28 protein-coding genes and 1 pseudogene are annotated in these 25,733 nt (G+C 62.7%); 12 read left to right on the forward strand and 17 right to left on the reverse strand.

The genetic code is table 11. The features are described from left to right. Positions 1–51: 51 nt before the first annotated feature. Together FHS03_RS12055 and FHS03_RS12060 are read right to left on the reverse strand one after the other, a co-directional pair. On the reverse strand, positions 52–1,224 hold the full coding sequence (locus FHS03_RS12055; protein WP_176349596.1) for an MFS transporter: 1,173 nt from the start codon (positions 1,222–1,224) through the stop codon (positions 52–54). 59 nt (positions 1,225–1,283) lie between these two features. After that, on the reverse strand, positions 1,284–2,276 hold the full coding sequence (locus FHS03_RS12060; protein ID WP_183441226.1) for an LLM class flavin-dependent oxidoreductase: 993 nt from the start codon (positions 2,274–2,276) through the stop codon (positions 1,284–1,286). Positions 2,277–2,422: 146 nt separating this feature from the next. Between FHS03_RS12060 and FHS03_RS12065 the strand changes: the two genes are divergently transcribed. The 4 genes from FHS03_RS12065 (at position 2,423) to FHS03_RS12080 (ending at position 6,150) form a co-directional block, all read left to right on the forward strand. Then, the gene (locus FHS03_RS12065; protein ID WP_183441227.1) at positions 2,423–3,160 is read left to right on the forward strand and encodes a substrate-binding periplasmic protein; all 738 of its coding nucleotides are present in this window, start codon (positions 2,423–2,425) and stop codon (positions 3,158–3,160) included. 11 nt (positions 3,161–3,171) lie between these two features. Beyond that, positions 3,172–4,668, forward strand: a complete 1,497-nt coding sequence (locus FHS03_RS12070) for a dipeptidase (RefSeq protein WP_183441228.1) — start codon at positions 3,172–3,174, stop codon at positions 4,666–4,668. Between the two features lie 221 nt (positions 4,669–4,889). Further along, a complete protein-coding gene (locus FHS03_RS12075) occupies positions 4,890–5,759 on the forward strand; it encodes a TraB/GumN family protein (protein WP_183441229.1) in 870 nt (289 codons plus the stop codon). Between the two features lie 91 nt (positions 5,760–5,850). Next, positions 5,851–6,150 carry a hypothetical protein gene (locus FHS03_RS12080; protein WP_183441230.1) on the forward strand — a complete coding sequence of 100 codons (300 nt, stop codon included), beginning with the start codon at positions 5,851–5,853 and terminating at the stop codon, positions 6,148–6,150. Here FHS03_RS12080 and FHS03_RS12085 read toward each other — a convergent pair. Continuing rightward, on the reverse strand, positions 6,147–6,905 hold the full coding sequence (locus tag FHS03_RS12085; protein WP_183441231.1) for an AAA family ATPase: 759 nt from the start codon (positions 6,903–6,905) through the stop codon (positions 6,147–6,149). The two genes, FHS03_RS12080 and FHS03_RS12085, sit on opposite strands and share 4 nt — an antisense overlap. Next, a complete protein-coding gene (locus tag FHS03_RS12090) occupies positions 6,906–7,274 on the reverse strand; it encodes a VanZ family protein (protein ID WP_229426185.1) in 369 nt (122 codons plus the stop codon). A 327-nt stretch (positions 7,275–7,601) separates the two neighbouring features. Between FHS03_RS12090 and FHS03_RS12095 the strand changes: the two genes are divergently transcribed. Both FHS03_RS12095 and FHS03_RS12100 read left to right on the forward strand, forming a co-directional pair. Then, complete coding sequence (locus tag FHS03_RS12095) at positions 7,602–7,856, forward strand: type II toxin-antitoxin system prevent-host-death family antitoxin (RefSeq protein ID WP_183441233.1); 255 nt, start codon at positions 7,602–7,604, stop codon at positions 7,854–7,856. Beyond that, positions 7,853–8,265: pseudogene (locus tag FHS03_RS12100) on the forward strand (type II toxin-antitoxin system VapC family toxin). Before FHS03_RS12095 ends, FHS03_RS12100 begins: the two are co-directional and overlap by 4 nt. 134 nt (positions 8,266–8,399) lie before the next feature. On the opposite strand, the gene FHS03_RS12105 reads toward FHS03_RS12100, so the two are convergent. From FHS03_RS12105 to FHS03_RS12120, 4 genes are read right to left on the reverse strand one after another with little or no spacing between them, the layout of a single operon-like run. Next, positions 8,400–9,164, reverse strand: coding sequence for an SDR family NAD(P)-dependent oxidoreductase (locus tag FHS03_RS12105; RefSeq protein ID WP_183441234.1), 765 nt, complete (start codon positions 9,162–9,164; stop codon positions 8,400–8,402). 41 nt (positions 9,165–9,205) lie between these two features. Further along, entirely contained in the window at positions 9,206–9,730 is a 525-nt protein-coding gene (locus FHS03_RS12110) for a TPM domain-containing protein (protein WP_183441235.1), read from the reverse strand. Then, a complete protein-coding gene (locus FHS03_RS12115) occupies positions 9,730–10,554 on the reverse strand; it encodes a TPM domain-containing protein (RefSeq protein ID WP_183441236.1) in 825 nt (274 codons plus the stop codon). Before FHS03_RS12115 ends, FHS03_RS12110 begins: the two co-directional genes overlap by 1 nt. Positions 10,555–10,566: 12 nt before the next feature. Beyond that, positions 10,567–11,169: a LemA family protein gene (locus FHS03_RS12120; protein WP_183441237.1), complete on the reverse strand. Its 603-nt coding sequence runs from the start codon at positions 11,167–11,169 to the stop codon at positions 10,567–10,569. A 107-nt stretch (positions 11,170–11,276) separates the two neighbouring features. On the opposite strand from FHS03_RS12120, the gene pyrF reads away from it, so the two are divergent. Next, positions 11,277–12,095, forward strand: a complete 819-nt coding sequence (gene pyrF, locus FHS03_RS12125) for an orotidine-5'-phosphate decarboxylase (RefSeq protein ID WP_183441238.1) — start codon at positions 11,277–11,279, stop codon at positions 12,093–12,095. Positions 12,096–12,246: 151 nt separating this feature from the next. On the opposite strand, the gene sbcB is transcribed toward pyrF, so the two are convergent. Next, positions 12,247–13,692, reverse strand: a complete 1,446-nt coding sequence (gene sbcB / locus FHS03_RS12130) for an exodeoxyribonuclease I (RefSeq protein WP_183441239.1) — start codon at positions 13,690–13,692, stop codon at positions 12,247–12,249. A 50-nt stretch (positions 13,693–13,742) separates the two neighbouring features. Here sbcB and FHS03_RS12135 point away from each other — a divergent pair, with 50 nt between their 5' ends. Further along, entirely contained in the window at positions 13,743–14,369 is a 627-nt protein-coding gene (locus FHS03_RS12135) for a DUF5610 domain-containing protein (protein WP_371871658.1), read from the forward strand. Positions 14,370–14,373: 4 nt separating this feature from the next. Here the strand turns inward: FHS03_RS12135 and FHS03_RS12140 are convergent, their stop codons facing one another. Next, entirely contained in the window at positions 14,374–15,348 is a 975-nt protein-coding gene (locus FHS03_RS12140) for a GGDEF domain-containing protein (RefSeq protein WP_183441240.1), read from the reverse strand. 98 nt (positions 15,349–15,446) lie between these two features. Here FHS03_RS12140 and FHS03_RS12145 point away from each other — a divergent pair, with 98 nt between their 5' ends. Beyond that, entirely contained in the window at positions 15,447–16,223 is a 777-nt protein-coding gene (locus FHS03_RS12145) for a helical backbone metal receptor (protein ID WP_183441241.1), read from the forward strand. A gap of 77 nt (positions 16,224–16,300) precedes the next feature. Here FHS03_RS12145 and FHS03_RS12150 read toward each other — a convergent pair whose 3' ends face one another. The 4 genes from FHS03_RS12150 to FHS03_RS12165 form a co-directional block, all read right to left on the reverse strand. After that, positions 16,301–16,651: an HPF/RaiA family ribosome-associated protein gene (locus FHS03_RS12150; protein WP_183441242.1), complete on the reverse strand. Its 351-nt coding sequence runs from the start codon at positions 16,649–16,651 to the stop codon at positions 16,301–16,303. A 91-nt stretch (positions 16,652–16,742) separates the two neighbouring features. Next, entirely contained in the window at positions 16,743–17,402 is a 660-nt protein-coding gene (locus FHS03_RS12155; RefSeq protein ID WP_183441243.1) for a DUF1345 domain-containing protein, read from the reverse strand. A gap of 12 nt (positions 17,403–17,414) precedes the next feature. Continuing rightward, positions 17,415–18,650: an MFS transporter gene (locus FHS03_RS12160; RefSeq protein WP_183441244.1), complete on the reverse strand. Its 1,236-nt coding sequence runs from the start codon at positions 18,648–18,650 to the stop codon at positions 17,415–17,417. 103 nt (positions 18,651–18,753) lie between these two features. Then, positions 18,754–19,779, reverse strand: a complete 1,026-nt coding sequence (locus FHS03_RS12165) for a CDP-6-deoxy-delta-3,4-glucoseen reductase (protein WP_183441245.1) — start codon at positions 19,777–19,779, stop codon at positions 18,754–18,756. 145 nt (positions 19,780–19,924) lie between these two features. On the opposite strand from FHS03_RS12165, the gene FHS03_RS12170 reads away from it, so the two are divergent. From FHS03_RS12170 to FHS03_RS12180, 3 genes are all read left to right on the forward strand, one after another. Beyond that, complete coding sequence (locus tag FHS03_RS12170) at positions 19,925–20,815, forward strand: SDR family oxidoreductase (protein ID WP_183441246.1); 891 nt, start codon at positions 19,925–19,927, stop codon at positions 20,813–20,815. A 102-nt stretch (positions 20,816–20,917) separates the two neighbouring features. Next, positions 20,918–21,166, forward strand: a complete 249-nt coding sequence (locus tag FHS03_RS12175) for a hypothetical protein (RefSeq protein WP_183441247.1) — start codon at positions 20,918–20,920, stop codon at positions 21,164–21,166. A gap of 247 nt (positions 21,167–21,413) precedes the next feature. Then, a complete protein-coding gene (locus FHS03_RS12180) occupies positions 21,414–21,656 on the forward strand; it encodes a hypothetical protein (RefSeq protein ID WP_223306070.1) in 243 nt (80 codons plus the stop codon). A 78-nt stretch (positions 21,657–21,734) separates the two neighbouring features. On the opposite strand, the gene FHS03_RS12185 is transcribed toward FHS03_RS12180, so the two are convergent. From FHS03_RS12185 to FHS03_RS12195, 3 genes are all read right to left on the reverse strand, one after another. Further along, the gene (locus tag FHS03_RS12185) at positions 21,735–22,514 is read right to left on the reverse strand and encodes a UCP032817 domain-containing protein (RefSeq protein WP_183441248.1); all 780 of its coding nucleotides are present in this window, start codon (positions 22,512–22,514) and stop codon (positions 21,735–21,737) included. A 264-nt stretch (positions 22,515–22,778) separates the two neighbouring features. Then, a complete protein-coding gene (locus tag FHS03_RS12190) occupies positions 22,779–23,639 on the reverse strand; it encodes a UCP032817 domain-containing protein (RefSeq protein ID WP_183441249.1) in 861 nt (286 codons plus the stop codon). A 153-nt stretch (positions 23,640–23,792) separates the two neighbouring features. Next, positions 23,793–25,592 carry a CHASE domain-containing protein gene (locus FHS03_RS12195; protein ID WP_183441250.1) on the reverse strand — a complete coding sequence of 600 codons (1,800 nt, stop codon included), beginning with the start codon at positions 25,590–25,592 and terminating at the stop codon, positions 23,793–23,795. Positions 25,593–25,733 lie beyond the last annotated feature (141 nt).

Genomic DNA, 25,733 nt, shown 5'->3' on the forward strand with positions numbered 1-25,733 from the left:
TGAAGCGGCCTCCGGGGGCAGGCGGCGCAAGGCGCGCCGCCTGGAAGGGATTTAAGCCGGCGCGCCCAGGCCGCGCGGCGGACGCGGTTCGGTGGCGAAGGCCAGCAGGGCCACCAGCGGGAAGCCCAGGCCGGCCAGCAGCACGCCGTTCCAGCCGTGATGCGCGTACATCCAGCCGCCCAGCGAAGAGCCGATGGCGCCGCCGAAGAAGAAGATGGCGATGAACAGGCCGTTCAGGCGGCTGCGCACCTCGGCGCCGAGCGAGAAGATGGCGCGCTGTCCCACCACCAGGCTGCCCGACACGCCCATATCCACCACGATGGAAGCCATGACCAGCAAGGCCAGATCCAGATAGTGTCCGCCATGCAGCACCAGCGGCAGGCCGAAGGCCAGCACCGGCGCGCACAGCGAGATCAGCGTGGTCGAATGGCCCTTGCCCTGGTCGGCGCGGCGGCCGGCAATCGGCGAGACCACGGCGCCGCCCACGCCGACCAGGGCGAAGATGGCGATGCCGGTTTGCGACATCTGGAAGTGGGGGCCGGCCAGCACCAGCGGCACCGTGGTCCAGAACAGGCTGAAGGCGCCGAACATGCAGGCCTGGTACAGGGCGCGGCGGCGCAGCACCGGCGTGTCGCGCAGCAGATGCCAGAGCGACGCCAGCAGGGCTGGATAGCTGATCGCATTTTGCGGCTGGCGCTGCGGCAGCTTGCTGCGCAGGACGAAGGCCAAGGCCGCCGTGCCGAAAGCGGAAATGAAGAAGATGGCGTGCCAGCCCAGCAGGTCCGCCACCACGCTCGATACCGGACGCGCCAGCATGATGCCCATCAGCAGGCCGCTCATCACCGAGCCCACGGTCTGGCCGCGCTTCTCGGGCGAGGACAGGTGGGCCGCGAACGGCACCAGCACCTGGGCCGCCACGCAGCTGATGCCGATGCACAGCGCCGCCAGCAGGAACAGCGTGGCATTGCTGGTGCTGGCCGCGCCGAGCAGGGACAGCGCCGCCACCAGCAGCGCGATGAAGACCAGGCGGCGGTTTTCCACCAGGTCGCCCAGCGGCACGATGAACAGCAGGCCGACGCAGTAACCCAATTGGGTCAGGGTGACGATCAGGCCGGCCGCGCCGGGATCGAGGCCGGTGGCCTGGCTGATCGGTCCCACCAGCGGTTGGGCGTAATACAGATTGGCCACAATCAGGCCGCTGGCGATGGCCAGCAGCCAAACCATGGCCGGTGAAATTTCGTGGTGGTGCTCAGGCTGCGTCAATCGCGGCTCCTATGGTTTACTCAGCCAAGGCGCGCGTGGATCTCTGACGTTAAAGCGTAGGAATGCAGGCGAGCCTTATGCTCGAAGATTTGCGAAGTAATCATCAATTCGTCCGGCCGGGTGCTGGCGATGAAGGCGCGCAACTGGGCCTCGACCGTGTGCGGCGAACCGACGGCCGAGCAGGATAACACCGAATCGAGCATCGCGCTTTCAGCGGCCCCGATCTGCTGGCGGTAGCCGGCTTTGGGCGGGGGCAGGCGCGTGGGATGGCCGGAACGAAGATTGACAAAGGCTTGCTGCATCGACGTGGACAGCAACTGGGCTTCCTCGTCGCTGTCGGCAGCGAACACATTATAGCCCAGCATGACATATGGTTTTTGCAACTGCGCCGACGGCTGGAAATTGGCGCGGTAGAGTGCGAGCGCCTGCATCATCATCTGCGGCGCGAAATGCGAGGCGAAAGCGAAGGGCAGACCGAAATGGGCCGCGAGCTGAGCGCCATATGTGCTGGAGCCCAGTATCCATAACGGCACGTTCGAACCCTGGCCCGGTACCGCCTTGATCTGCTGGCGCGGTTCGTCGGACAGATAGTCCTGCAGATCGAGCACGTCCTGCGGGAATTCGTCCACGCTGGCGTCCATGCGGCGGCGCAGGGCGCGCATGGTGGCCTGGTCGGAGCCGGGCGCGCGCCCCAGTCCCAGGTCGATGCGGCCCGGATGCAGGGCGGCCAGGGTGCCGAACTGCTCGGCGATCACCAGCGGCGAGTGGTTCGGCAGCATCACGCCGCCCGCGCCGACGCGGATGGTGGACGTGCCGCCCGCGACGTGAGCCATCACGACCGCCGTGGCGGCGCTGGCGATGCCCGGCATGCCGTGGTGCTCGGCCAGCCAGTAGCGTTGAAAACCCCAGCGCTCCGCATGCTGCGCCAGGTCCAGCGTATTGCGCAGCGAGGTGGCGGCATTGCTGCCTTCGGCGATGGGGGAGAGGTCGAGTACGGAGAATGGGATAGTCATGGCGTCGATATTGGGCTGTGGCGCGGGCTTTCAAGCAAGGCCCTGACACGCGCGTGGGTATGACTTGCATCCAGCATGTCTTTTTGGGAAGCGGCGGCGAAAGACGGTAAACTGGTAACCATTCTCTTAGTATGGGTTTCTGTTTCATGACATTTCGACATCTGCGGCGGACCGCATGCAGCCTGCTGGCGGCCTTGCTGCTGGCGGCGCCGGCCCTGGCCGATCCGGGGCGCCTGATCGTGCTGGTGGCCACCGGCACCGAAATGCCGATTTCCGAATTCCGCGCGGGGGAGCTGGTGGGCGGCATCCATAAGGACTTGGGTGAAGCCTTGGCGCAGCAGCTGGGACGGCGCGCGCAGTTTCTCGCCATGCCGCGCAAGCGCATCGCCCAGACCCTGGAGGTGGGCCGCGCCGACGTGCTGTGCATGTATATGCCGGAATGGCTGCCGGGCAGCTTTTACTGGAGCTCCCCGTTCTTCCCCGTCACCGAGCTGCTGGTCTCGGACCGGCGCTGGCCGCGTCCCCTGACCGTGGCCGATGTGGGCGGCCAGCAGATTGCTACCGTCCTGGGCTATCATTACCCGGAGTTGGAGCATGCCCTGGGCGCGGAGTTCGTGCGCGCCGACGGCCCGTCCAACGAGATCAACCTGCGCAAGCTGGGTTTGGGACGGGTAAGGCATGCGGCCACCTTGAAGGCCTTGCTCGACTACCGGCTGAAACTGGGCGATCGCCTTGAGATCCATCCACCGCTTCACGTCAAAACCTATCTGACACGCTGCGCCGTGTCGGAGAAGTCCGGCGTGACGCTGGCGGACGTGAATGCGGCCATCGCGGGCATGCACCGCGACGGCGTCATTCACAGGATCGTGTCCAACTACCAATAACGACGAGACATATGCTGAAAAAGATTGCCCTTCTTGGCCTGCTGCTGCAAGCCCCGCTGCATGCCGCTCCCCTGAGCGACGCCGCCACCAGCACCGCCCGCCATGCCCGTAGCACCTACGAAAAGCCGATGATCAAGAGCCTGGCCACCATGGTCGGCTTCAATACCGTAGCAGACAAGAAGATCGCATTCGAAAACAATCCCGAGCATGCGGGCTTCAAGAAATTCCTGCGCCAGGAGGCGGAACGCCTGGGCTTCGATTTCAAGGACCACGGCTATGTGGTGGTGATCGGCATGGGCCAGGGCAAGGAGCGCGTCGGCGTGATCACGCATGGCGACGTGCAGCCTGTCGATCCCGCCAAATGGAAGCAGTCGCCCTTCAAGCTCGATTCCACCAGCGAGCCGGGACGCCTGGTCGGCCGCGGCACCGAGGACGATAAAGGCCCGATCGCCACCGCCCTGTACGCGATGAAGGCAATCAAGGACCGCAAGCTGGCGCTGAGCAAGCGCATCGAGCTGTATGTGTATATGGCCGAAGAATCCGACTGGGCGCCGCTGGAAGCCTTCCTCAAAAACCATGAGCCGCCCCAGGTCAATATCACGCTCGATGCCGAATACCCGGTGGTGACGGCGGAGAAGGGCTATGGCTCGCTGACGGTCAAGCTGCCGCACTGGGTGCAGGTGGAAAATGTCGCCGGCCCGGTGCTGGCCAGCTTTGCCGGCGGTTTCTTCGGCAGCCAGATTCCGGAAGATGCCAGCGCCGTCATCGACCAGGCTACGCCGGAGCTGGAAGCGCAGATCCGCGCCCGCGCCGTGGCGCAGAAAGGCATGCGCTACCAATACGACTGGCAGGGCAGCACCTTGAAGATCAAGGCGCTGGGCGTATCGGCCCACTCGTCCAAGCCGGAAGACGGCGTGAACGCGATCAGCATGCTGGCCGATGCGCTCAATGTGCGCCCATGGCAGGGCACCTCGGCGGCGAATATGGTGTCCTTCCTGAACGAGATGATCGGCACCGGCATCCATGGCGAGAAGTTCGGCAAGGCCGCTTACCGCGACAGCTTCATGGGACCGATGACGGTGGCGCCCACGGTGCTCAAGCAGTCGAATGAAGGCCTGGAGCTGAACATCAATCTGCGCCGCCCGCGCGGCAAGACGGCCGATGAGTTGAAGGCGGAATTCCAGCAGGCTTTCGACGGCTGGAACGCGGCGCGCGGCGCCAAGGCTGGCATCAATATGTATGTCGGCGATCCCTGGATCCAGGAGAAGGCGCCGCAGATTCCGACCTTGCTGAATGTGTTCGCGCACTATACCGGCATCAAGGATGCGCAGCCGGTGTCGATCGGCGGCGGCACCAATTCGCGCCTGTTCCCGAACGCGGTCAGCTTCGGTCCCGGCATGCCGGGCCAGGTCTATACCGGCCACTCCGAGCACGAGTTCATCACTCACAAGCAGCCGATGCTGAATCTGGAAATGTACACGGCGGTGCTGGTGGAGTTGGCGCGTTGAGTGGTCTGTTTGACCACTAGCTGACGAAGCGTTAATCCTTCTGTTGTTTTCTCCCGGCGCGGGCAAAAAAGCGCCGGGATTTCATCTTCCTTCGCGAAAAACTGCTTTACCATGGGCAACATATCCGCCAGCCGGGCGGAGCTGTCGCGGGGTCTGGCATGGTTCGCAAGTTATTGATTCTTCTTCTATTTTTGTTTTCAGGCATGGTGCATGGCGTGGAAATGAGCATACCTTCCACTTTGTCCCAGGCGCAGGACGGCGACGCCGTGCCGCGTCGCGGCGTGCTGTATCGCGTGCGGCACCATGGCGTCAGCAGTTATCTCTTCGGCACCATCCACGTCGGCAAGCAGAACTTCTATCCGCTGGAGCCGGAAGTGAGCCGCGCCCTGGCCGAAGCGCGCACCCTGGTGTTGGAACTGGACGTGCGCGCCAATGACGATTTCCAGCTGGCGCTGGGCAAATACGGCGGTTATCCGGCCGGCCAAAGCTTGCGCGACCATCTGTCGCCGGCCGCCATGGCGCGTTTGCAGGCGGCGCTGGACAAGAACGGCATGCCGCTCGCCAGCGTGGAAGGTTTCCGCCCCTGGCTGGTGGCGAATATCCTGGTCGGCATGGAGATGGAAAAGCTGGGCTACCAGCGCAGCAAGGGCGTGGAAGGCTTTCTGCTGGAAGCGGCGCTGCGGCAGCAAAAGCCCTTGCGCGAGCTGGAGACGGCCGAATATCAGCTCAGCCTTTTCGATGGCTTGAGCGCGGCCCAGCAGGAGCGCTATCTGCTGGAGAATCTGGACGATATCGACAGCGGCGCCGCGCTGAAAAAATCGGCGGGCCTGATCGATGCGTGGAGCGCCTCCGACCGCGTGCGCATGGCCGAGCTGTCGCGCGAGCTGACCACGGGCGACAGCGTGTCGGCGCGCTTCATGGAGCAGACCTTGCTGGGCAAGCGCAATCCCGAAATGGCGGCGAATATCGAAACCATCATGGCGCGCGAACACAGCGCCTTTGTCGGCATCGGCCTGCTGCATCTGCTGGGCGAAAACAGCGTGCCGCAATTGCTGAAGCGGCGCGGTTACGAAGTCGAGCAGGTTTATTAAATCCGCTTGCCGCCGGATTGACGCATATCAAAGGGTGCGAGAACGCCCGCGCAATAATTGATCATCCGCAAAGCACTGATAAAGGATGCTCATGCAACAGTACGGTACGGATTGGATCGTGGAAGAGCTGGTGGCAGCCGCCTGCGGCGACGAGCGCGATGCGCGCACCCGCTACCTTTTCACGCAAGCCTTGTATGGGCTGGTGCGGCAGGCCCAGTCCGAACAGCTGCTGGCTTTGCGCGCCGATGCGGAGAAAGCCATCGGCGCCCTGGCTGCCGCCACCCAGCGCCGCCAAACCCGCGTCATGCTGCGCCGTATCGCCAGGGATGCCAGCAGCGGCCAGCGCAGCCTGCCGTTCGAACGCGATGAGAAGAAAGGGCGGGGCGCCTAATTTTCGTCGGAACGGTCGAGCAGCACGTCGAGCATGCGCTGCGGGTTCACCAGAAAATCGTGCATCACCTGGTAGTGTTCCGTTTCCTCGTAGCGGATGGGGTGGATGCCTTCGGCCGAGCAGGAATAAATCCGCGCCTCGGGATAGGCGAGCAGGATGGGCGAATGCGTGGCGATGATGAACTGCGAATTGCGCCGCACCAGATCGTGCATGCGGCTCAGCATCGCCAACTGGCGCTGGGGCGACAGCGCCGCCTCCGGTTCGTCGAGGATGTACAGGCCCTGGCCGCCGAAGCGCTCCATCATCAGTGCCAGGAAGGACTCGCCATGCGACATCTCGTGCAGCGAACGGCCGCCATAAGAATTGATGATGGGCGGACCACCGGGACCTTTATCCAGTTCCTCGATTTCCGACGCCACATTAAAGAAGCTTTCCGCGCGCAGGAAGAAGCCGTCGCGCGGCTTATGGATGCTTTGCGCGATGCGTAGATACTGGTGCAGCGCCGAATGCGAGGCACGCGTCGAAAAACGGAAATTCTTGGTGCCGCCTTCGGCATTGAAACCCAGCGCCACCGCCACCGCTTCCAGCAAAGTCGATTTGCCCGAACCATTCTCACCCACCAGAAGCGTTACCTTCGGATGCAGGTCGATGCTGGTGAAATTACGGATAGCAGGCAGCGCGAAAGGGTAGGCGCCGAAATCCGGTACGGCGCTGCGCTGCAGGGTAATGCGCGAGACGTACTGGCGGCCGATCAACTAAGCCGCCACCTTGCGATGCGACCACAGTGCCCACATGAAGGTGGCGCACACGATGGCGGCGCTGCAATCCACGCACCAGTCCTGGATCGAACCATGACGGTAGGGGAAGAAGCTCTGCACGAATTCGTCGAACGCGCCCATCACGGCCACCGTCAGCACCGCTTTCAGCGCGCGCTGGGCAGGGTTGCCGCTGCCGCCGGTGAACAGCAGGAACGCCAGCGTCGCATATGCGCAGGAATGCAGCACGATGCCGGAAGCGACTTCGCCCATATCGGCGCGCGCGCCGGGGATCGAACCGAGAATCAGGATCAGCGCATAAGCCGCCATCCCGCCCCAATAACGCAAGCGGGCGTGGGAGGAAGTCAAAAACAGTTGTTGGATCAAATTAAGCATGGGCCGAACGATACCACGCTAGAAGAAAAAACGCCCGCTACAAGAGCGGGCGAAAAACCCATTCGGGCCAAGAGAACATCAAGAAACAAAGTACAAACTCAATTCGGTGCGGTGCACCGGATTCCTCCGGCACACCTTCCCTGCCGCCACGCATATCGGTTGCATGTGCGGCAGATGTGATCAGTATAGGGGGGGATTATTACGCTGTTATGACACTGAGCAACATTTTCAGATATGCCAGCACGCTAGGGGGGGGGCTGGACGGAGTAGTATTTTCATGTGCGGCATTTGGAGTCAATCATGAAAACCTTGATCATCAGTAGCCGTGAGCTTGGCCGTAATGTCGGCGAGGCAAAGAAGGCATCCCAGGATCGACCGGTCGTCATCACTGAGCGAGGTAAGCCATCGCATGTATTGATGAGCATAAGCCAGTATCGCGAACTTGCCCTGAAATCACTTAGCCTTGCTACCGCCCTTGCGCAGGATGGGAATGCAGACGTAGAACTCGAGATACCTGAACTGAGAGGGCTTTACCGCGTTGCGGAACTAGATTGATGTTTGTTCTTGACACCAACGTGTTGTCTGAATTGCGCCGACCAGATCGTGCCGACCCTAAGGTACTGGCTTGGGCGGCCTCCCAGCCTTTGAGTAGACAGTATATTTCTGTTATTACTATTCTCGAACTGGAATTAGGGGGCTTCTGAAGGAGCGGAAGGATGCGAAACAGGGAGCTGTACTAAGGGCGTGGTTGGATTCACAGGTCTTAACGCATTTTATTGGCCGAGTCTTGATCTTCGATCAGGCGGTTGCCTTGCGGTGCGCCGATTTACATGTACCTCATCCACGGCCGGAGCGCGATGCAATCATTGCAGCAACCGCTCTGGTGCATGGGATGACGCTGGTAACCCGCAATGAGGTCCATTTCCAGAATTTAAGCCTGCCTTTGTTGAATCCCTGGAAATAAAAAAAAGCCCGCTCGAGGCGGGCTTAAAACTATTTTCTTGGAGGAGAATAGTGGAGACAGGAGAGATTATGCTGCGTCGCGGCATATATGTCTAATTTTTGTTTCCGATACCTGTCATAGATTATCTGTATATCTCAATTCTTGACCGGCACGGTGTAATTCAAGGCCAGGCGGCCGCCGTCGGCATACAGGGTCTGGCCCGTCATATAGCTGGCGTCGTCGCTGGCGAGGAAGGCGGCGATGGCGGCCACTTCCTCCGGTTCGCCGCAGCGTCCCAGCGGGGTGCGCGAGAGAATGGTGTGGCGCGCCTCGGGGCTGCCCAGCACCGCTTTCTTGGCCAGCTCCGTCAAAATTGTGCCCGGCCCGATGCCGTTGACGCGGATGCCATGCGGCGCCAGATTCAGCGCCATCACCTTGGTCAGCTGATTGACCCCGCCTTTCGACACCACATACGGCACCTGGTTCGGAATCGCCAGCTCGGAATTCACGCTCGACATATTGATGATGCAGCCACTTTGCTGTTTCACCATCGCGCGCGCCACGGCTTGGCTGCACAGGAACATCGATTTCAGGTTCACGCGCAGCACGCGGTCGAAATCCTCTTCCGTCAGGTCGAGGAAATCGGCGGCATGGGTGACGCCGGCGTTATTGATCAGGATATCGATGCGGCCGAAAGCGGCGAGGGTGGCCGCCACCAGCGCATCGACGTCGGCCTTCTGGCTGACGTCGGCCGCGAAGAAGCGCGCTTGGTCGCCCAGCGCCTCGGCGGCCTGCTGGCCCTCGGGCTTGATATCGACCAGCATGACTTGCGCGCCTTCAGCCACCAGGCGCTGAGCGCAGGCGAGGCCGATGCCTTGGGTGGCGCCGGTGACGATGGCGACTTTTTGGGTAAGTTTCATGAGCGTCTATTCTGTCTGTTCAGGATGTGGCGGATTGTAGCCTAGAGAATCAGCGCATCATTGGGCAGCTGATTGGGCCGCGCACCGTCAGCCGGAAACAGCTTGTGCAGGATGTCGTTGAGCTGCCGCAGGGCGGCCAGCGTGCTGTGATGGAAGTCGCCTTGGGCGAAGCCTTGCGTCATGGTGGCGCAGATGGCTTGCCAGTCCTGCTCCGGCACCTGCCGCCCCACATTGCGGTCGGCCACGATGTCGACTGCATGCTCGGCCAGGTTCACGTAAATCAGCACGCCGCAGTTTTCTTCGGTATCCCAGATGCCGTATTGCGCGAACAGGGCGCGCGCCCGTTCGCGGTTGCTGATATTGCGGAAGGCCGCGCCGGCGTCCAGCGCCGCTTCCACGATCAGGCGCACCTCGGCGCGGTGCAGCTTCTCGCCTTCGCCGATGGCCTGCTCAATGGCAGCCAGCGTGGCGGGTGGGAAGCAGCGTTTGCCTGAGGCGGAACCGCTCAGCAGATGGCGCAATGCGCGCCGGCAGCGTCCCGCAAAGCTGGTCGGTAGAGCGCTCATCACCAATCCCCCGATGCGCCGCCGCCGTCGAAGCTGCCGCCGCCACCACCGCCGAAGCCGCCGCCATCGCCGAAGCCGCCACCGCTGCCACTACCGCCGCGCGAGGCATTGCCCAAGGCATTGCCGATGACGCTGCCCAACATCACGCCGGCGGCATCCGAACCCCATCCATCACGCCGCAAGCCGCGCCGCGCACCGCCGCGCATCAACGGCAGCAGAACGAAGGCGCCGAACAGCAGCAGCGGCAACAGCCAGCCGATGCCTGGTCCATCATCGCCGGCGTGGGCTGGCGCTTGCTGCGGCGGCGCGGGGAAGTGCTCCTTATCCAGCAAGGTGGCGAGGGCGCCGACACCCGCCACCAAGCCGCCATAGAAGTCGTTCTGGCGGAAGTGGGGCGCGATCACGTCCTGCAGCACGCGCTTGGACTGGGCGTCGGTCAGCACGCCCTGCACGCCGCGTCCCGCTTCGATGCGCAGGCGGCGCAGGGAGGAGGGATTGTCCTTTGCCACCAGCAGCAGCACGCCATCGTCCACGCCCTTGCGCCCCAGTTTCCAGGCATCCGTGACGCGGATGCTGTACTGCTCGATGGCTTCGGGCGCGGTGCTGGCAACGATCAGGATGGCGATCTGGCTGCCGCTCTTGGCCTCGTAATCGGCCAGTACGTTTTCCAGCGCGGTGCGCTGCTGATCGTTCAGCATATGCACCTGGTCCGTCACGCGCGCCTTCAACTGCGGCACCGCGACGAAAGACTGAGCCTGCGCCGCCGCCATCATCCAGGCAAGGAGGAAGGCCAGCAGGGCAGGCAGGAGAGGGTGCCGGCGCATCGCGGCAAGTCCTTATTTTTTGCCGAAATCGACGGCGGGCGCGGTCGAAATGGCCTTCTCGTTTTCGACCTGGAAGGTCGGCTTGACCTCGTAGCTGAAGATCATCGCCGTCAGATTGGTGGGGAAGCGCCGCGCCAGCACATTGTATTCCTGCACCGAAGCGATATAGCGCTGGCGTGCCACGGTGATGCGGTTCTCCGTGCCTTCGAGCTGCGACTGCAGGTCGCGGAAACTGGTGTCGGCCTTCAGGTCGGGATATTTTTCCGACACCGCCATCAGCCGCGAAAGCGCCGAAGACAGCTCGCCCTGCGCCTGCTGGAACTTCTGGAAGGCCGCCGGATTATTCAGAACCTCCGGTGTAACCTGGATGCTGGTCGCCGTGGCGCGGGCGCGCGTCACCGATTCCAGCGTCTCCTTCTCATGCGAGGCATAACCCTTTACCGTGTTCACCAGATTCGGAATCAGGTCGGCCCGCCGCTGGTACTGGTTGACCACTTCGCCCCAGGCGGCCTTGATCGCTTCATCCTTGCTTTGGAATTCGTTATAGCCGCAGCCCGAGAGCAGGACGGCGAGAAAACCGAGTATGAACCAGCGTGAAAACGGGTGTCTGCGCATGATTTTCCTCCTGTATATGGACAAATATACACGTTTTGCAAAATCCGGGGCGTTCGCCGGGCAAGTTATAATGTAGGGTTTGCAACGACGAATAAAAAGGGCCTGCCATGACTTTTATGAATAAACTGAACGCCGCGTGGGCTGCCAATAACTCCCTGCTGTGCGTTGGTCTCGACCCCGACATGGCGCGCCTGCCGGCCCAGTTCCAGCAAGATCCAAACGGCATCTACCAATTCTGCACGGCCATCATCGACGCCACCGCCGATCTGGCCTGCGCCTTCAAGCCGCAGATCGCCTACTTCGCCGCCCTGGGCGCCGAACGCCAGCTGGAAGACATCTGCGCCTATGCCCGCGAAAAATATCCGCACATCCCGCTGATCCTCGACTCCAAGCGCGGCGACATCGGCGCCACCGCCAAGCAGTACGCGCGCGAAGCCTACGACCGCTACGGCGCCGACGCTGTCACCGTCAGCCCGTACATGGGTTCCGACTCGGTTGAACCGTATATGGAATGGACCGACCGCGGCGTGATCGTCCTGTGCCGCACCTCGAATCCAGGCGGCTCCGACCTGCAATTCCTGCAAGTGGACGGCAAGCCCCTGTACCAGCACGTAGCGCGCCTGGTTGCCGAAAAATGGAACGCCAACGGCCAATGCGCGCTGGTGGTCGGCGCCACCTACCCCGAAGAACTGGCCCAGGTCCGCGCCATTGTCGGCGACATGCCCCTGCTCGTTCCCGGCGTCGGCGCCCAAGGCGGCGACATCGAAGCCACGGTGAAGTCAGGCCGCAGCAAGGCTGGCACCGGCATGATGATCAACTCCTCCCGCGCGATTTTGTACGCGACGCCGCAAGCCGGCGAAGACTTCGCCGCCGCCGCCCGCCGCGTCGCCCTCGAAACCCGCGACGCCATCAACCAGCACCGCTAAAACCCTCCAGCGTTTGCGCCAAATCAAACAATGTCCCACCCTGGTGTCAGGCACCAGAACCGGACATTCTTTGATCTAGATCAGCAAATGTCCCACCCCGGTGCCTGACACCACGGTGGGACATTGTTTGCGGTAGATCAAACGCGGGGGCTTAGTAGCGCTGGGGGGCGATCATTTCGGCGTAGTCGTAGAGGGCGCCGAGGATTTCTTCGCCGCGTTCGTCGACGGTCTCCGAGAGCTGGTCGACTTCCATGAAGAGCTGCTCGACCGTGCGGGCGCCGGCTTCGCCTTCGAACAGGCGGGCGGCGCGGTGCTGTTCCCAGTGTTCCTGCTCTTCTTCGCTCAGGGTGTCGGGGAAGTTGCGAGCGCGGTAGCGGAACAGCAGCTCGCCCAGGCGGTCGTCCTGGAAGTGGGCGGTGGCGGTGGCCAGCTGCTCGGGCTTTTGTTTGCGCAGCGTTTCGAGCAGGCGGCGGTCGTTGTTGCCGACGAAGCCACCGTACAGGTCTTCGTCGACGTCGGCCGCTTCGGGCGCGGCGCGCTGGAAGACTTCGGCCCACAGCGCCGATAAATCCGGGCCTGCCGCGGCCAACTGGGCGTGGGCGCGGCCTTGTTCCAGGTCGAGGCCCCAGCGCGCGGCCATCTGCGGCGTCAAGGTTTTCAAATTACTAACGAGCATGGGCGATTTGTTCAGGTGTACGCTCTTGATCGGCAGGCGGCTCATGCCTTCAGGCAGGTCGGCGCTGCGGCTGAACAGGCGCAAACGGACGGTTTCGGCATCCAGATTGAACAATTCGCCCGGATCGAAGCTACAATCCCATACAAGGACTTCGTTTTTGTTGCTGGGGTGGGGCGCCAGCGGCCAGACCAGGGCCAGGCAGCCGCGCTCGGCCGGGAACATGCCCGAGACGTGCAGGAAGGGCTGGCGCTGGGCCGGCGGCAGGTGCATGCCGATTTCCTCGGCCACGCGATCCTTCTTGTGCAGGGCCAGGCAGAAGTCGAAGAGTTTGGGCTGCTGTTGGCGGATCAGGCGGGCCAGGGCGATGGTGGCGCGCACGTCGGACAGCGCATCGTGCGCCGCTTCGTGCGCCAGGCCGTTAGCCTTGCTCAGATGTTCGAGTTTGAAGCTGGGACGGCCATCCTCGTGCTTCGGCCATTCGATGCCGTCCGGACGCAGCGCGTAGCACATGCGCACCACGTCCAGCAGGTCCCAGCGGCCGCACTGGTTCTGCCATTCGCGGGCGTAAGGATCGATGAGGTTGCGCCAGAACAGGAAGCGCGTCACTTCGTCGTCGAAGCGGATGGTGTTGTAGCCGACGCCGATGGTGCCGGGCTGGGAAAACGCCTCTTCGATGACGGCGGCGAAACGATGCTCCGGCACGCCCTGTTCCAGGCATTGCTGGGGCGTGATGCCGGTGATCAGGCAGGATTGCGGATCCGGCAGGTAGTCGTTCGCGGGTTGGCAGAACAGCATGATCGGCTCGCCGATTTCATTGAGTTCGGCGTCGGTGCGGATGGCGGCGAATTGGGCGGGACGGTCACGGCGCGGCACGACGCCAAAGGTTTCGTAATCGTGCCAGAGGAAGGTGTGGTTGCTCATATTGTGCAAAGTGGTTCTTGTTGTCGCATGCTGAAGCAAGGAGGTCTATTGTGTCAAATCCTGTTTCCCTGAATACCCGCAGCAATACGGTGGCGGGCACCGGCTCCGATGCTTCGGTCACGCCGGCCAATAAGGCGAAATTGCAGATGAATGCGAATATTCTGCAAGCCTCGCTGTCGGTCTCCATCGGTTCGCAGAACGATCCGCTGGCCCTGGTTTATAAATCGGCGCTAACCAGCATCAACGAGGCGCTGAAGGCCGATTACGGCGAGAACGCGGTGCAGAACGCGGTTTCGCAGGACAATACGCCGGAAGGCACGGCGGGCCGCATCGTTTCGCTCTCTACCGGTTTCTTCGACTTGTACAAGAAGCAGAATCCCAGCCTGAGCGAGGACGAGGCGCTGGACAAGTTCATGGACACCATCAAGGGCGGCTTCGAAAAAGGCTTCAAGGAAGCGCGCGATATTCTACAGGGCTTGAAAGTGCTGAGCGGCGATATCGCCGCGAACATCGACAAGACCTATGAGCTGGTGCAGAAGGGCTATGCCGATTTCGTCTCCAGCCGCCGCGCCGCCAATGCCGAGAAACCGGAGCAGACGCCGCCCACCAAGCCCGCTACGTCCACCACGCAGACCGCAGCAACGCAGGACGGCAGCAAGGCCGCCAAGGCCGCGTAAGGACTCAGACGGCGGCCACCGCCACCCGGTTGCGCCCCGTTTCCTTGGCGCGGTACAGGGCCGCGTCGGCGGCGGCGATCAAGGCCTGTTCGTCCTGGCCCGGCTGCAGGGCCGCTACGCCGAACGACGCCGTGATATGCGGCAGCGGCAGGCGCATATCGCCAAACACCACCGCCTGGCGCATGCGCTCGCACAGGCGCTCGGCCACCGATTGCGCCAGGCCGATGCTGGTATTCGGCAGGATCACCATCATCTCTTCGCCGCCATAGCGCACCGCGCAGTCGGATGGACGCAGCGCGCCGCTCAGCACCTGGGCCGCCGTGCGCAGCGCCTGGTCGCCCTGCAGATGGCCGTGGCTATCGTTGAATTTCTTGAAGTGGTCGATATCGATCATCACCAGCGACAGCGGCGCCTGCGTATCGTGGGCCGAGGCCACCATGGTCGGCAGCAGGTCGTTGAGCCAGGCGCGGTTATACAGGCTGGTGAGGCCGTCGACCATCGACAGCTGGCGATAGAATTCGCCCAGCTTCTGGCGCCGCCGCAGCTGGGCATTGGCGGCGCGGATGCGGAAGGACAGCAGGCGCAGAAGATTGCGCGCCACGCCGTTCGATTCGTCGATCAGGCGCCAGACGGTCGCCGCTTCGATCTGCAGCAACTCGCTCTGTTCCATGGCTACGATGGGATTCAGATTGGCTTCCTCGTCGAGCACGGACTGCTCGCCCACGCTCTCGCCGGGCAGCACCTTGCTGATAGTGCCGTCGGCCATGCCGGTGCGGGTGTCGGCGCCCACGGCCAATGCACCGCGCAGCACGATGTAGAGGCGGGCGCAATGCAGGTCCGACACCGTTTCGCCTTGCTCCACCTGCACCACGGGACAGGCGGCCAGCAGCGGGGCGAGTTGCTTTGGATCGGAGTCGCGGAACAAATGGAGTTCGCCGATCTGCCAGGCAGAAGCGCCGAAGGTACTGATCTGTTTCAAGTTAGGCTTTCGATGTGCGGAATGCTCACAGGCAATCATAGCGCAATCGCCGCCGGGTGTGTTTCAATACCGCACCAACATTCGATACCGCGCGACAGATGACTTTCACCGATGCCCTGGGCCGCGAACACGCCCCCGCCCCCGATGCCCGCATTGTTTCACTTGTGCCATCGATCACCGAGCTGCTGTGCGATCTGGGACTGAGCCAGAAGTTAGTGGGCCGCACCGGTTTCTGTATCCATCCGGCCGAGGTGGTGCAGGCCATTCCCAAAATCGGCGGCACCAAGGATGTCAACTTCGACAAGATCCGCAAGCTCGCGCCCAGCCACCTGGTGGTGAATATCGACGAGAACGAAAAGCCGACGGTGGAAAAGCTGGCCGAATTCGTGCCGCACATCGTGGTCACGCATCCCGTGACACCGCTGGATAATCTGGAATTGGCGCGCCTGATGGGCGGCGTGTTCTGCGCGCAGCAGGCGGCCGAGGATTGGTGCGCGGCTTTCGCGGCCGAATACGCTGCCTTGCAGGCCGCGCCCAAAGGCCCGCCGCAGCGCGTGTTGTACTGCATCTGGCAAGACCCGTGGATGAGTGTTTCGGGCGATACCTACATCGCCCGCATGCTGGCGCAGATCGGCTGGAGCATCCCGAACCTGGGCGCGGCGCGCTATCCGCGTTTCGACTGGACGCCGGAGCTGCTGGCGCAGATCGACCAGGTGCTGCTGTCGTCCGAGCCTTACCGCTTTACCGAGGCGCATGCGGATGCGCTGGAAAAACAGATCGGCAAACCGGTGCAGCTGGTCGATGGGGAAATGATGTCCTGGTATGGCAGCCGCGCCTTGCAGGGACTACGCTATCTGCGCGGCTTGAGCGCATAGAGCCAGAGGGGGGCATACGCCGCGGCCCACAAAAACAAAAGGCGCCGTTGCCGGCGCCTGCTTTCTGATCTACCTGATTACTCAGCCTGTTCCTCGAAGTCCGGCGTCGCGTGACGCTTATCGTACAGGCGCCCCAGGGTGCTGTCGACCGAGCGTTTCAGCTTTTCCACCGCGCCGCTGATGGACTGGTGCAGGGTGGCGTCATGATCGCTGACGGCAATCGGCTGGTAGCCATTGAGGCGCGCTTCGATCGTGCAGCGGATTTCGCCATCGGCCGATTTTTGCGCATGGTTATTACTGAGGTGAACTTCGACACGGCTAATGTGTTCGCCGAACCGGTTGAGCGCAGTGCTGACGACATTGTGTACATGGTCGTCCAGGCCTGCATGACGTTCGATGGTTTTATCGGTGTTCACATGGATTTGCATTTGCTGCTCCCGTTTGTTCATCAAGTCGCGTATCAACGCGATTCCATCTTACTCCTTTTGGCGGAACTTGCAGGGTAGCGCAGCGGAATACTCAACTATTCAACATTGAGGCTGCAATATTCACGGACAGCCCCAATATAACCAGATTAAAGAAGAAACTGAGCACCGACTGCCCCAGCACCAGCTTGCGCAGCGACTGCGATTGCACGCATACGTCCGAGGTCTGCGCCGCCACCGCGATGGTGAAAGAGAAGTAGAGGAAGTCCCAGTAATTGGGCTGGCAATCGCGGTCGGGAAATTGCAGCGGACGCCGCGTCGGCGCGGCGTTGTAATAGAGGTGGGCGTAATGGCTGCAGAACAGCATGCCGACCAGGAACCAGGAGCCGAGCAGGGTCAGGACCGCAAAGGCGTAGTGCGGCGGCCGGTCGCCTGGCGGCAGGTCTTTCACGGCCGCCAGCTCCGAGCTGATGGCGGCAAGACTCATGCAGGCGGCCACGCAGAGCGTCAGCAGTATCACGGCCGCATTCTCGTCCTGGGCGGCCGCGATGCGGCGCACCTTGCGGTAGTCGGCGCGCGCCATCATCCACATCATGCTCAGCAGATAGGCCCACACCGCCACATTCCAGGCGGTGAGCAGGCGTGTCAGCAGCGTCCACGCGGAAGGCAGCAGCAGGCCCGCCACCGCGCCAAGCGCAATGGCCAGGCTAAGGTGCGGGCGGCTGCGGATGAATTGATGGGCTGGTGAGCGCATAGCGTGCCAATCTTACACTTTATGGTGGGGGAAGCGGTCCATGCGTGACAGGACGGGAAAACGCCAGGCCCACAAGCCCGTCACCAGCAAGGTGGCGGCGCCGCCGAAGATGACGGCGCGCGTCAGCCCGAACCAGCCGGCAGTCAGTCCCGACTCGAACTCGCCCAGCTCATTGGAGGCGCCGATGAAGACGGCGTTGACGGCGCTGACCCGGCCCCGGATCGCATCCGGCGTTTCGAACTGCACCAGCAGGTGCCGCACATAGACGCTGATCATGTCGCCCGCGCCCATCAGCAGCAGGGCGCCCAGCGCGACGGCGAAACTGGTGGTCGCGCCGAGCACGATGGTGCCGGCGCCGAACACCGCCACGCCGCCGAACATCCAGACGCCGACGCGGCGCGTGATGGGAATGAAGGCCAGCGTCACCGAGCACAGCGCCGCGCCGATCGCCGGCGCGGTGCGCAGCAGGCCAAGGCCACTGGGGCCGGTATGCAGCACGTCATGCGCCAGCGCCGGCAGCAGGGCGGTGGCGCCGCCGAACAGCACGGCGAACAGGTCGAGCGAGATGGCGCCCAGCATCACGGGACGCGAGAAGACGAAACGCAAGCCTTCCAGCACGCTGTGCCAGCTGGCCGGCTCCTTGCTGCGCACCTGCGGCGCGGGACGGGTGGCGGCCATCAGCAGCACGGCCGCCACCAGCAGCAATGCGGCGCTCAGGTACACCGCGCCCGGGCCGGCGATGTACAGCAGGCCGCCCAGCGTGGGGCCGAGGATCACCGCCACGTGGAAGCTGGAGCTGCTCAGCGCCACGGCCTTGCTGAACGATTCCTGCGGCACCATATTCACCAGCACCGCCTGCGTGGCGGGACTCATGAAGGCGCGCGCGCTGCCGAACAGCAGCAGCACGGCGAACACCGGCCACACGGCGCGCATGCCGCTGTAGGTAAAGGCCAGCAGCAGCAAGCCGCACAGCAGTTGCGCGCCCATGCAGCAGATGATGATGTTGCGGCGGTTGTGGCGGTCGGCCGCGTGGCCGGCGTAAAGGATCAGCAGCAGGAAGGGCGCGAACTGCGCCAGGCCGATCAGGCCCAGATAGAACAGATTGTGCGTCATCGCATACATCTGCCAGCCGATGGCGACGCTTTGCATTTGCACGGCCAGCGTGCCGAGGATGCGGGCGGAAAGATAGAAAGCGAAGTTGCGGTGCTTAAGGACGCTGAAGCCGTTCGATTCGGAGAGCAGGGACATGGGACGGACGTTGTGGCGGCATGCGGGTGCGGCCGGCATGCGGTGAAACATGTCCCGTCCGCCGCCGCCCGCCAGCGGACGATGGCGGACGGGGGCGGGGTGCTTAGGGCTTGGCCAGGTCGGCTTCGCTGGTGAAGGCGTCGGCGTAGAACTCTTCGTCCGGCAACTGGCACTGGGCGACGAAATCGCGTTTGGCGCTATCGACCACGATCGGCGCGCCGCAGGCATATACCTGATGGCCGGACATATCGGGCAGGTCGGCCATCACCGCCTGGTGCACGAAGCCGGTGCGGCCGCTCCAGCCGTCTTCGGGCAGCGCGTTCGATACCACCGGCACATAGGTGAAGTTGGGCATGTCGCTGGCCCATTGGCGGCACAGGGCGTCCATATACAAATCCTGCGGACGGCGCCCGCCCCAGTACAAGCGCATAGGACGCGTGGATTTGGCGCGCTGCATTTCCTCGACGATGGCCTTGATCGGCGCGAAGCCGGTGCCGGAAGCGAGGAAGACCATGGGCTTGTCCGATTCTTCGCGCACGAAGAAGGTGCCGAGCGGGCCTTCGAAGCGCAGGATGTCGCGCTCCTTCATGGTGGTGAAGACCTGGTCGGTGAACAGGCCGCCCGGCATATGGCGGATGTGCAGGGTGATCGGGCCGTTGTCGGGCGCGGTCGCCATGCTGTAGCTGCGGCGTTTGCCGTCGCGCAGCATGAATTCGATGTACTGGCCGGCGCGGTATTTGAGCGCCTCGTTGGCCGGCAGCTGCAGCGAGATCACGATCACGTCCGGCGCCACTTTCTCCAGCGTCGCCACACGCGATGGCATTTTCTTGATCGGATAGTCGCTGCTGCCCGCGACTTCGCGCGCTTCCAGCACCAGGTCGGAATGTGGCACGGCGCAGCAGAACAGCGAAAAGCCTTTTTCTTCTTCCTCCGGCGGCAGGGCGCGCTGCTGGTGCGGCTTGTGGCTCACGGCGCCGGACAAGACCTTGCCCTTGCAGGAGCTGCAGGCGCCGTTTTTGCAGCCATACGGCAGGCCGACGCCGGCGCGCATGGCGGCGGCCAGCACGGTTTCGTCTTCGTCACAGGGGAATTGATGGCCGCTGGGCTGAACGGTAATCTGAAAAGTCATATTGGTCGGGGTGGATTTGGTAGGGTAAGCTTTTGATTCTTATGGTGTTTTCAAGCGAACGGTCGGGGTATTCTACACTACCCCTTTACTGCGGCCTAGCGGGCTGCGCCAGCGCGTTTTCGGCGCTCGCCCTACAATCGCGGCTATGAAAACCAGAAAACCATCTTTCAAGCTGCCGCGCCTGCTGATTCTGGGCTGCGGCGACGTCGGCATGCGCCTGCTGCCGCTGCTGTGCCAGCGCTACCGCGTGTTTGCCGTGACCAGCCAGCCGGAGCGCCGCGCCGAATTGCGCGCCGCCGGCGCGGTGCCCATCGTCGCCGATCTCGACCAGCCGGCCACGCTGCGCCGCCTGGCGGGGCTGGCGCGGCGCATCGTGCACCTGGCGCCGCCGCAGACCGAGGGCCATCGCGATCGCCGCACGCGCCGCCTGGCGGCCGTATTGCCGGCGGCCCAGCTGGTGTATATCAGCACCACCGGCGTGTACGGCGATTGCGGCGGCGCGCTGTTTGACGAAACGCGCCCGGTGGCGCCGCGCAATGCGCGCGCGCTGCGCCGCGTCGATGCCGAGCAGGTGCTGCGCGCCTGGGCCCGGCGGCGTGGCGGCCGCGTCAGCATCCTGCGCGTGCCGGGCATTTATGCGGCCGACCGGCTGCCGCTCAAGCGGCTGCGCGACGGCACGCCGGCCTTGCTGGCGGAGCAGGATGTGTATACCAACCACGTGCATGCCGATGATCTGGCGCAAATTGTTGTACGCGCGCTGCAACATGGCCAGCCGGGCCGGGTTTATCACGCCGTGGATGACAGTTGCATGAAGATGGGGGAGTATTTTGATGCAGTAGCGGATGTGTTCGGTTTGCCACGCCCGCCGCGGCTGGCACGCGCGGCGCTGACGGCGGCGGTGTCGCCGGCCTTGCTGTCTTTCATGTCGGAGTCGCGGCGTTTGAGCAACAAGCGGCTAAAGACGGAACTCGGCGTGCGCCTGGGGTACACTGACGTTACTGAAGGATTGCAAGCCGCGCGTGCAAGCGCGGTGTAAGTTTTCTGCGCGATCCTGTCGGACCGCCTGCCTCGTTTGCGCTGTATCAAGCAAGGCATCGGCTGCTGCACTAAGGTGAAGTCATGGTGTGAAGGAGGGCATATGCAGATCATCCAGCATCCCAGCAAGGAACAAGTCCGTGCTTACCTGGCGCAGCGTATTGCCCAGCGGCGACAGGAAGATTTGCCCCCTCCCACGCCCGCTGAAATCCGCCGCCAGCTAGGCTGGTCGCTCTGTCCCCACTCCGGCTATGCCGGCGCCTTGACCTTCCCCTCCACCGTCGCCCGCCTCTCGGCCCTGCTCTGCCTGGCATGGTTTTGCAGCGCCTTCTTGCCAAACAATTCTCGCTAATCCTGTTGTATTTTCGAGCAGGAAATTTCCTAGCATAGGAAATGGCGCTACAATCTATCAAATTCTCACAAATTTAAGTGAGAGTTAAGCTATCAGCAACAAAACCGTGTATCATATCGTCCGTGTGCTGAAAAACGCGTCATTCGAGGCCTTTTCGAGCGCCAAATCGGTATAGCTTCGTTTTTTATTTTTTCAAAGTGTCGTGTTTTTGCAAAAATTCGGCCGATTCGATCCAAGAAAAGAGTTAATGATGTCCCTCAAAGAAATTACGGCTTCGCCCACTTACAATCCCAATCGCGTTCTGGATGCGATTATCGAGAAACTGCAGCTCAAAAATGACGCGGCCCTGTCGCGCGCGCTGGAAGTGGCGCCGCCGGTCATCAGCAAAATCCGTCACAACACGCTGCCCATCGGTGCGACCATCCTGATCCGCATGCACGAGATCAGCGATTTCAGCATCCGCGAACTGCGCGAGATGATGGCCCACTAAGCTGCGCCAGTCTCATGCAAAACGGCCGCTCCTGGCAACAGGAGGCGGCCGTTGTTTTTTGTTCCCTGCGTTTAGGGTTTAAGCCAGGCGCGGGCGCTGCGCGTAGAAGGCATCGGTTTTCACGGCAGGCACGCCCGAATACGCTTGCTTGGCCTGGCTGCTGGGCACGCCGGAGTAGGCCACCGAAGGCACGCCGGAATACGCCGTCTTGGCCTGTGCCGCCGGTACACCGGAGTAAGCCGTCTGCATCTGGGCTGCCGGCACGCCGGAGTAAGCCGTTTCAGCACGTTGGGCCGGCACCCCCGAGTAAGCCGTTTGCGCCTGCGCCGCCGGCACGCCGGAATAGGCTACCGAGGGAACGCCCGAGTACGCGGTTTTCGCGGCGGCGGCGGGGACCCCGGAGTAAGCCACAGTCGGCACGCCGGAATAGGCCGAGGCTTGCTGGGACGGCACACCGGAATACGCCTGTTCTGCCCGCAGATAGCTTTCGCCGAAAGTGCTTTCATACAATTCCTTCATGCGCTCGCCGACGCGGTGGTGGGCTTCCAGGTCGTCTTCGCCGCGCAGGCCGATATACGGGAAGTGGTGCAGGAAGTAACCAAATACGGCGTCGCAATCGATGGCGTATTTCATGGTGTCGAGAATATGGTAATGCCAGAAGGTATCGACATCCTTGAGCGGCGCGGTCTGCTCATGCGGGAAGGTTTTCATCAGGTACAAGAAGCGGCGGTATTCGAACTCCACGGCATTGGCTTGCTGCAGCGACCAGCCTTCGCCCGATTCCTCGTGCATGATTTTTACTTTGATAGGTTCGAGGTCGAGGTCGGCGATGGCTTTGAAGCTTTCTGCTGAAATCATGATAAATCCCTTTGTATGAATGGAGGAGAAAGGGACGCCGTCCGTGGCCTGCTGTTATCTGGCTGGGCGTCGAGCACGTTCGGGATATTGGGAACGATGAATTGATGCGGGGCAACAAAAACGTCATCAACGAAGCTCAGTATAAGCAGGATGTTGCGGAATACAAGCCGGGATTTCGAAAAATCTGATGCTGTAGCGCAACTGCGACACGCGCCTCCGGCGCCTGTTTTTTGGCGCCGGAGGCGGGAGGGGACTCAAGCCGGATCAGGCTTGCTGGGGCAGGGCAGGGCGGCTGGTGTAGAAGCTGGTGGGCTGGCTCACGGCCGCACCCGACCAGGCGGTCTGGGCCGGGGCTGCGCCCTGTTGCACTGCCGCACCCGACCAGGCGGTTTGGGCTTCGGCCGCGCCCGCCTGCACGGCGGCGCCGGACCAAGCCGTTTGCGCCTGTACCGCTGCACCGGACCAGGCGGTCTGCGCCTGCACCGCCGCACCGGACCAGGCCGTTTGTGCTTGCGGCGTTGCTTTCTGCACCGTCGCGCCCGACCAGGCCGTCTGTGCTGGTTGCGTCTCTTTTTGCACGGCGGCGCCGGACCAGGCGGTCTGTGCTTGCACCGCTGCACCGGACCAGGCCGTTTGCGCCTGCACCGCGGCGCCGGACCAGGCGGTTTTCGCTTCCACCGCGGCGCCGGACCAGGCGGTCTGCTCGCCCTGCTGCACGGCGGCGCCCGACCAGGCGGCCTGGCTGCGCGCATACGGTTCGTTGAAGGTTTCTTCGTACAGCTCTTTCATGCGCTGGCCGACGCGGGCGTGGGCCACTTCATCGTCCTCGCCACGCAGGCCGATGTAAGGGAAATGGTGCAGGAAGTAACCGAACACGGCCTGGCAATCGACGGCGTATTTCATGGTGTCGAGAATATGGTAGTGCCAGAAAATATCCACATCCATCAGCGGCGCGGTTTGTTCTTGGGGAAACTTCTTCATCAGGTACAGAAAACGGCGGTATTCGAATTCCACCGCATTGGCGCGCTCCAGGCTCCAGCCCTCCCCGGATTCGACGTGCATCAGCTTGACCTTGATCGGGTCCAGATCCAGTTCAGCGATAGCCTTGAAGTCGGTTGCGTTCATTGGTAGTTCCTTTCAGTGATAGTGGCTGGTGAGAAAGAAAAAACTGCGTGGTGCAAGCACATTCTTGCCGACGTGATGTCCGGCAATCTTGATTTTCATCAAGCTTTTTTGAAGCAAATTCCTAAAATCGCACGTGAATTTTCCGGTCATGGCCTAGGCTGGAAGCGTGGCGGCGGCATGCGCGGCGGCGATGGACGCGTGCAAGGGCACCATCACGGTCACGGTCGTGCCCGCATCGGGAATGCCGATGATGGAACATTGCCCCCCGAGCAGATTGACGCGCTCCTCGATGCCCACCAGGCCGAAGGAGCCCGATTTGTTGCGGCTGCTGGCGCGGATGCCCACGCCGTTGTCGCTGATGGTCATGCGCAGCATGCCGCTTTGGTGGCGCAGCTCGACGCGCACCTGGCTGGCCTTGGCGTGCTGGCTGATATTGCTGAGCGATTCCTGCAGAATCCGGAAATACGCGGTGGCGCAATGGTCGTCGATGTCCTTGTCGCTGCCGTCTTCCACCAGCTCGCAGCCGATGCCGGAGCGCTGGCGGAACTGGCCGATCTGCCATTCCACGGCCGCGCTCAAACCAAGGTCCAGCACATGCGGGCGCAGGTCGTTGATGATGTGGCGCACGCTGCCGATGGTGTTGTCGATCTGGCGCAGGGTGGCGCTGGCGCGCGCGTGCAGGCGCGGATGGCGTCCCTGCGTGCGCGAAGCCAGCATATCGGCTTCGATGCGCAGCACCAGCAGATTCTGGCCCAGATCGTCGTGGATCTCGCGCGCGATGCGCTTGCGCTCTTCCTCCTTGATCTTGTCGGAGTGGGCCGCCAGACGGCGCAGCTTCTGGTGCGACAGCTGCAGCTTGGCCTGCGAGTCGCGCAGCTCGCGCGTCATGGCGCGCGCCATCTTGATCGCGCGCTGGCGCGAAGAACTCAAGGTATGGAACAAGGCATACAGCAGCAGGCAGGCGGTGCCGCTCAGCGCGCCCGCCAGCCAAGGCAGATACACGTCGAAGCGCGAGTACAGCGCGCGTTCCGGCATGCTGAAATGCGCGTTCCACAAATGGCCGTTGAAGTTCACCGGCAAGTCCAGTTCGAAGCTCGCTTCCTTCGGTCCCTGCGCCATGCCGGACTCGCTGTCGAACAGCAGCAGCGGCGGCGGCGCGCCCGGCTTGGCGATGCCGTTGTACAGGGTCACGCGCATCTGCTGCAGCGACGTGTCGGCCAGCGCGCCCTGCATCAGGCGCTGGATGCTGAAGCCGATGCCGACCGAACCCATATACGCGGCCCGCCTTTCCGCCACGCTGAAAGCGGGCAGGCCCTTGCGGTATACCGGCAGGCGCAGCCCCATGCCCGACTGGCCGGGTTCGGTCAGGCCCACCGGCTGGCCGGAGCTGCTCAATTCACCGCTGTCGCGCGACTGCGCCAGGGCCTGCGCCACCTGCGGCCGGATGGCGATATCCATGCCGTACTTGGTGTGGTTGTCGGTCATCGGTTCGAGCAGGGTCAGCACCGCGTATTCCGAGCGCAGTCCCGGCGGTTGCAGGCGGAAGTTGGGATAGCCTTCGCCTTGCCCCCAATGCCGCATGCTCTGTTCAAAGAGCGGACGCTGTTCGGCCTTCAGATGGCGGGCGAAATTGATGCTGGCAATGGCGGGGAAGTGTTCAGCCAGGTCCAGGCCGGACACATAGCGGCGGAAGTTTTCCGGCGAGACTTCGTCCACGGCCTGGAAGAAGCTGGCGGCGCTGCGCAGCACATCGGTATAAGCCTTGATGCCGGCCACGATATTGTATTGGGTATTGCCGGCCTGGATGGCAAAGCGTTCCCGCGCCTCGCTCTCGGTGGAGGTGTAGGCGACGAAGTACAGCAGGGCGCCGACACCCAGGGACAACAGGACGCCGCCCCAGGCTTTTGGATTGCGCAGGGTAGAGGGTTGTCGCTGTTTTTGGAAAAGACGCATACCGTGGGCGCGGCAACTTTCAAGCGAAAATGTTTAATAATTTCGAATATTTCAAATAAGGCAACGCCCTATAGGATGTAGTGTATTTGTTCTCTTGATAAACCTCAAACATTAGATTTGTTTTTGATGAAAAAAAACCGC

The organism is Pseudoduganella violacea (assembly GCF_014191875.1).
GTDB lineage: Bacteria > Pseudomonadota > Gammaproteobacteria > Burkholderiales > Burkholderiaceae_D > Rugamonas > Rugamonas violacea_A.

What these genes read in the sequence shown, in the direction of transcription:
- FHS03_RS12160 (WP_183441244.1), bottom strand. Translation starts at nt 18,650, where the DNA reads ATGTCCCTGCTCTCCGAATCGAACGGCTTCAGCGTCCTTAAGCACCGC.
- FHS03_RS12105 (WP_183441234.1), bottom strand. Translation starts at nt 9,164, where the DNA reads ATGAAACTTACCCAAAAAGTCGCCATCGTCACCGGCGCCACCCAAGGC.
- FHS03_RS12075 (WP_183441229.1), top strand. Translation starts at nt 4,890, where the DNA reads ATGAGCATACCTTCCACTTTGTCCCAGGCGCAGGACGGCGACGCCGTG.
- FHS03_RS12070 (WP_183441228.1), top strand. Translation starts at nt 3,172, where the DNA reads ATGCTGAAAAAGATTGCCCTTCTTGGCCTGCTGCTGCAAGCCCCGCTG.
- FHS03_RS12145 (WP_183441241.1), top strand. Translation starts at nt 15,447, where the DNA reads ATGACTTTCACCGATGCCCTGGGCCGCGAACACGCCCCCGCCCCCGAT.
- FHS03_RS12065 (WP_183441227.1), top strand. Translation starts at nt 2,423, where the DNA reads ATGACATTTCGACATCTGCGGCGGACCGCATGCAGCCTGCTGGCGGCC.
- FHS03_RS12150 (WP_183441242.1), bottom strand. Translation starts at nt 16,651, where the DNA reads ATGCAAATCCATGTGAACACCGATAAAACCATCGAACGTCATGCAGGC.
- FHS03_RS12115 (WP_183441236.1), bottom strand. Translation starts at nt 10,554, where the DNA reads ATGCGCCGGCACCCTCTCCTGCCTGCCCTGCTGGCCTTCCTCCTTGCC.
- FHS03_RS12080 (WP_183441230.1), top strand. Translation starts at nt 5,851, where the DNA reads ATGCAACAGTACGGTACGGATTGGATCGTGGAAGAGCTGGTGGCAGCC.
- FHS03_RS12185 (WP_183441248.1), bottom strand. Translation starts at nt 22,514, where the DNA reads ATGATTTCAGCAGAAAGCTTCAAAGCCATCGCCGACCTCGACCTCGAA.
- FHS03_RS12190 (WP_183441249.1), bottom strand. Translation starts at nt 23,639, where the DNA reads ATGAACGCAACCGACTTCAAGGCTATCGCTGAACTGGATCTGGACCCG.
- FHS03_RS12060 (WP_183441226.1), bottom strand. Translation starts at nt 2,276, where the DNA reads ATGACTATCCCATTCTCCGTACTCGACCTCTCCCCCATCGCCGAAGGC.
- FHS03_RS12110 (WP_183441235.1), bottom strand. Translation starts at nt 9,730, where the DNA reads ATGAGCGCTCTACCGACCAGCTTTGCGGGACGCTGCCGGCGCGCATTG.
- sbcB (WP_183441239.1), bottom strand. Translation starts at nt 13,692, where the DNA reads ATGAGCAACCACACCTTCCTCTGGCACGATTACGAAACCTTTGGCGTC.
- FHS03_RS12055 (WP_176349596.1), bottom strand. Translation starts at nt 1,224, where the DNA reads ATGGTTTGGCTGCTGGCCATCGCCAGCGGCCTGATTGTGGCCAATCTG.
- FHS03_RS12170 (WP_183441246.1), top strand. Translation starts at nt 19,925, where the DNA reads ATGAAAACCAGAAAACCATCTTTCAAGCTGCCGCGCCTGCTGATTCTG.
- FHS03_RS12095 (WP_183441233.1), top strand. Translation starts at nt 7,602, where the DNA reads ATGAAAACCTTGATCATCAGTAGCCGTGAGCTTGGCCGTAATGTCGGC.
- FHS03_RS12155 (WP_183441243.1), bottom strand. Translation starts at nt 17,402, where the DNA reads ATGCGCTCACCAGCCCATCAATTCATCCGCAGCCGCCCGCACCTTAGC.
- FHS03_RS12165 (WP_183441245.1), bottom strand. Translation starts at nt 19,779, where the DNA reads ATGACTTTTCAGATTACCGTTCAGCCCAGCGGCCATCAATTCCCCTGT.
- FHS03_RS12120 (WP_183441237.1), bottom strand. Translation starts at nt 11,169, where the DNA reads ATGCGCAGACACCCGTTTTCACGCTGGTTCATACTCGGTTTTCTCGCC.
- FHS03_RS12180 (WP_223306070.1), top strand. Translation starts at nt 21,414, where the DNA reads ATGATGTCCCTCAAAGAAATTACGGCTTCGCCCACTTACAATCCCAAT.
- pyrF (WP_183441238.1), top strand. Translation starts at nt 11,277, where the DNA reads ATGACTTTTATGAATAAACTGAACGCCGCGTGGGCTGCCAATAACTCC.
- FHS03_RS12195 (WP_183441250.1), bottom strand. Translation starts at nt 25,592, where the DNA reads ATGCGTCTTTTCCAAAAACAGCGACAACCCTCTACCCTGCGCAATCCA.
- FHS03_RS12175 (WP_183441247.1), top strand. Translation starts at nt 20,918, where the DNA reads ATGCAGATCATCCAGCATCCCAGCAAGGAACAAGTCCGTGCTTACCTG.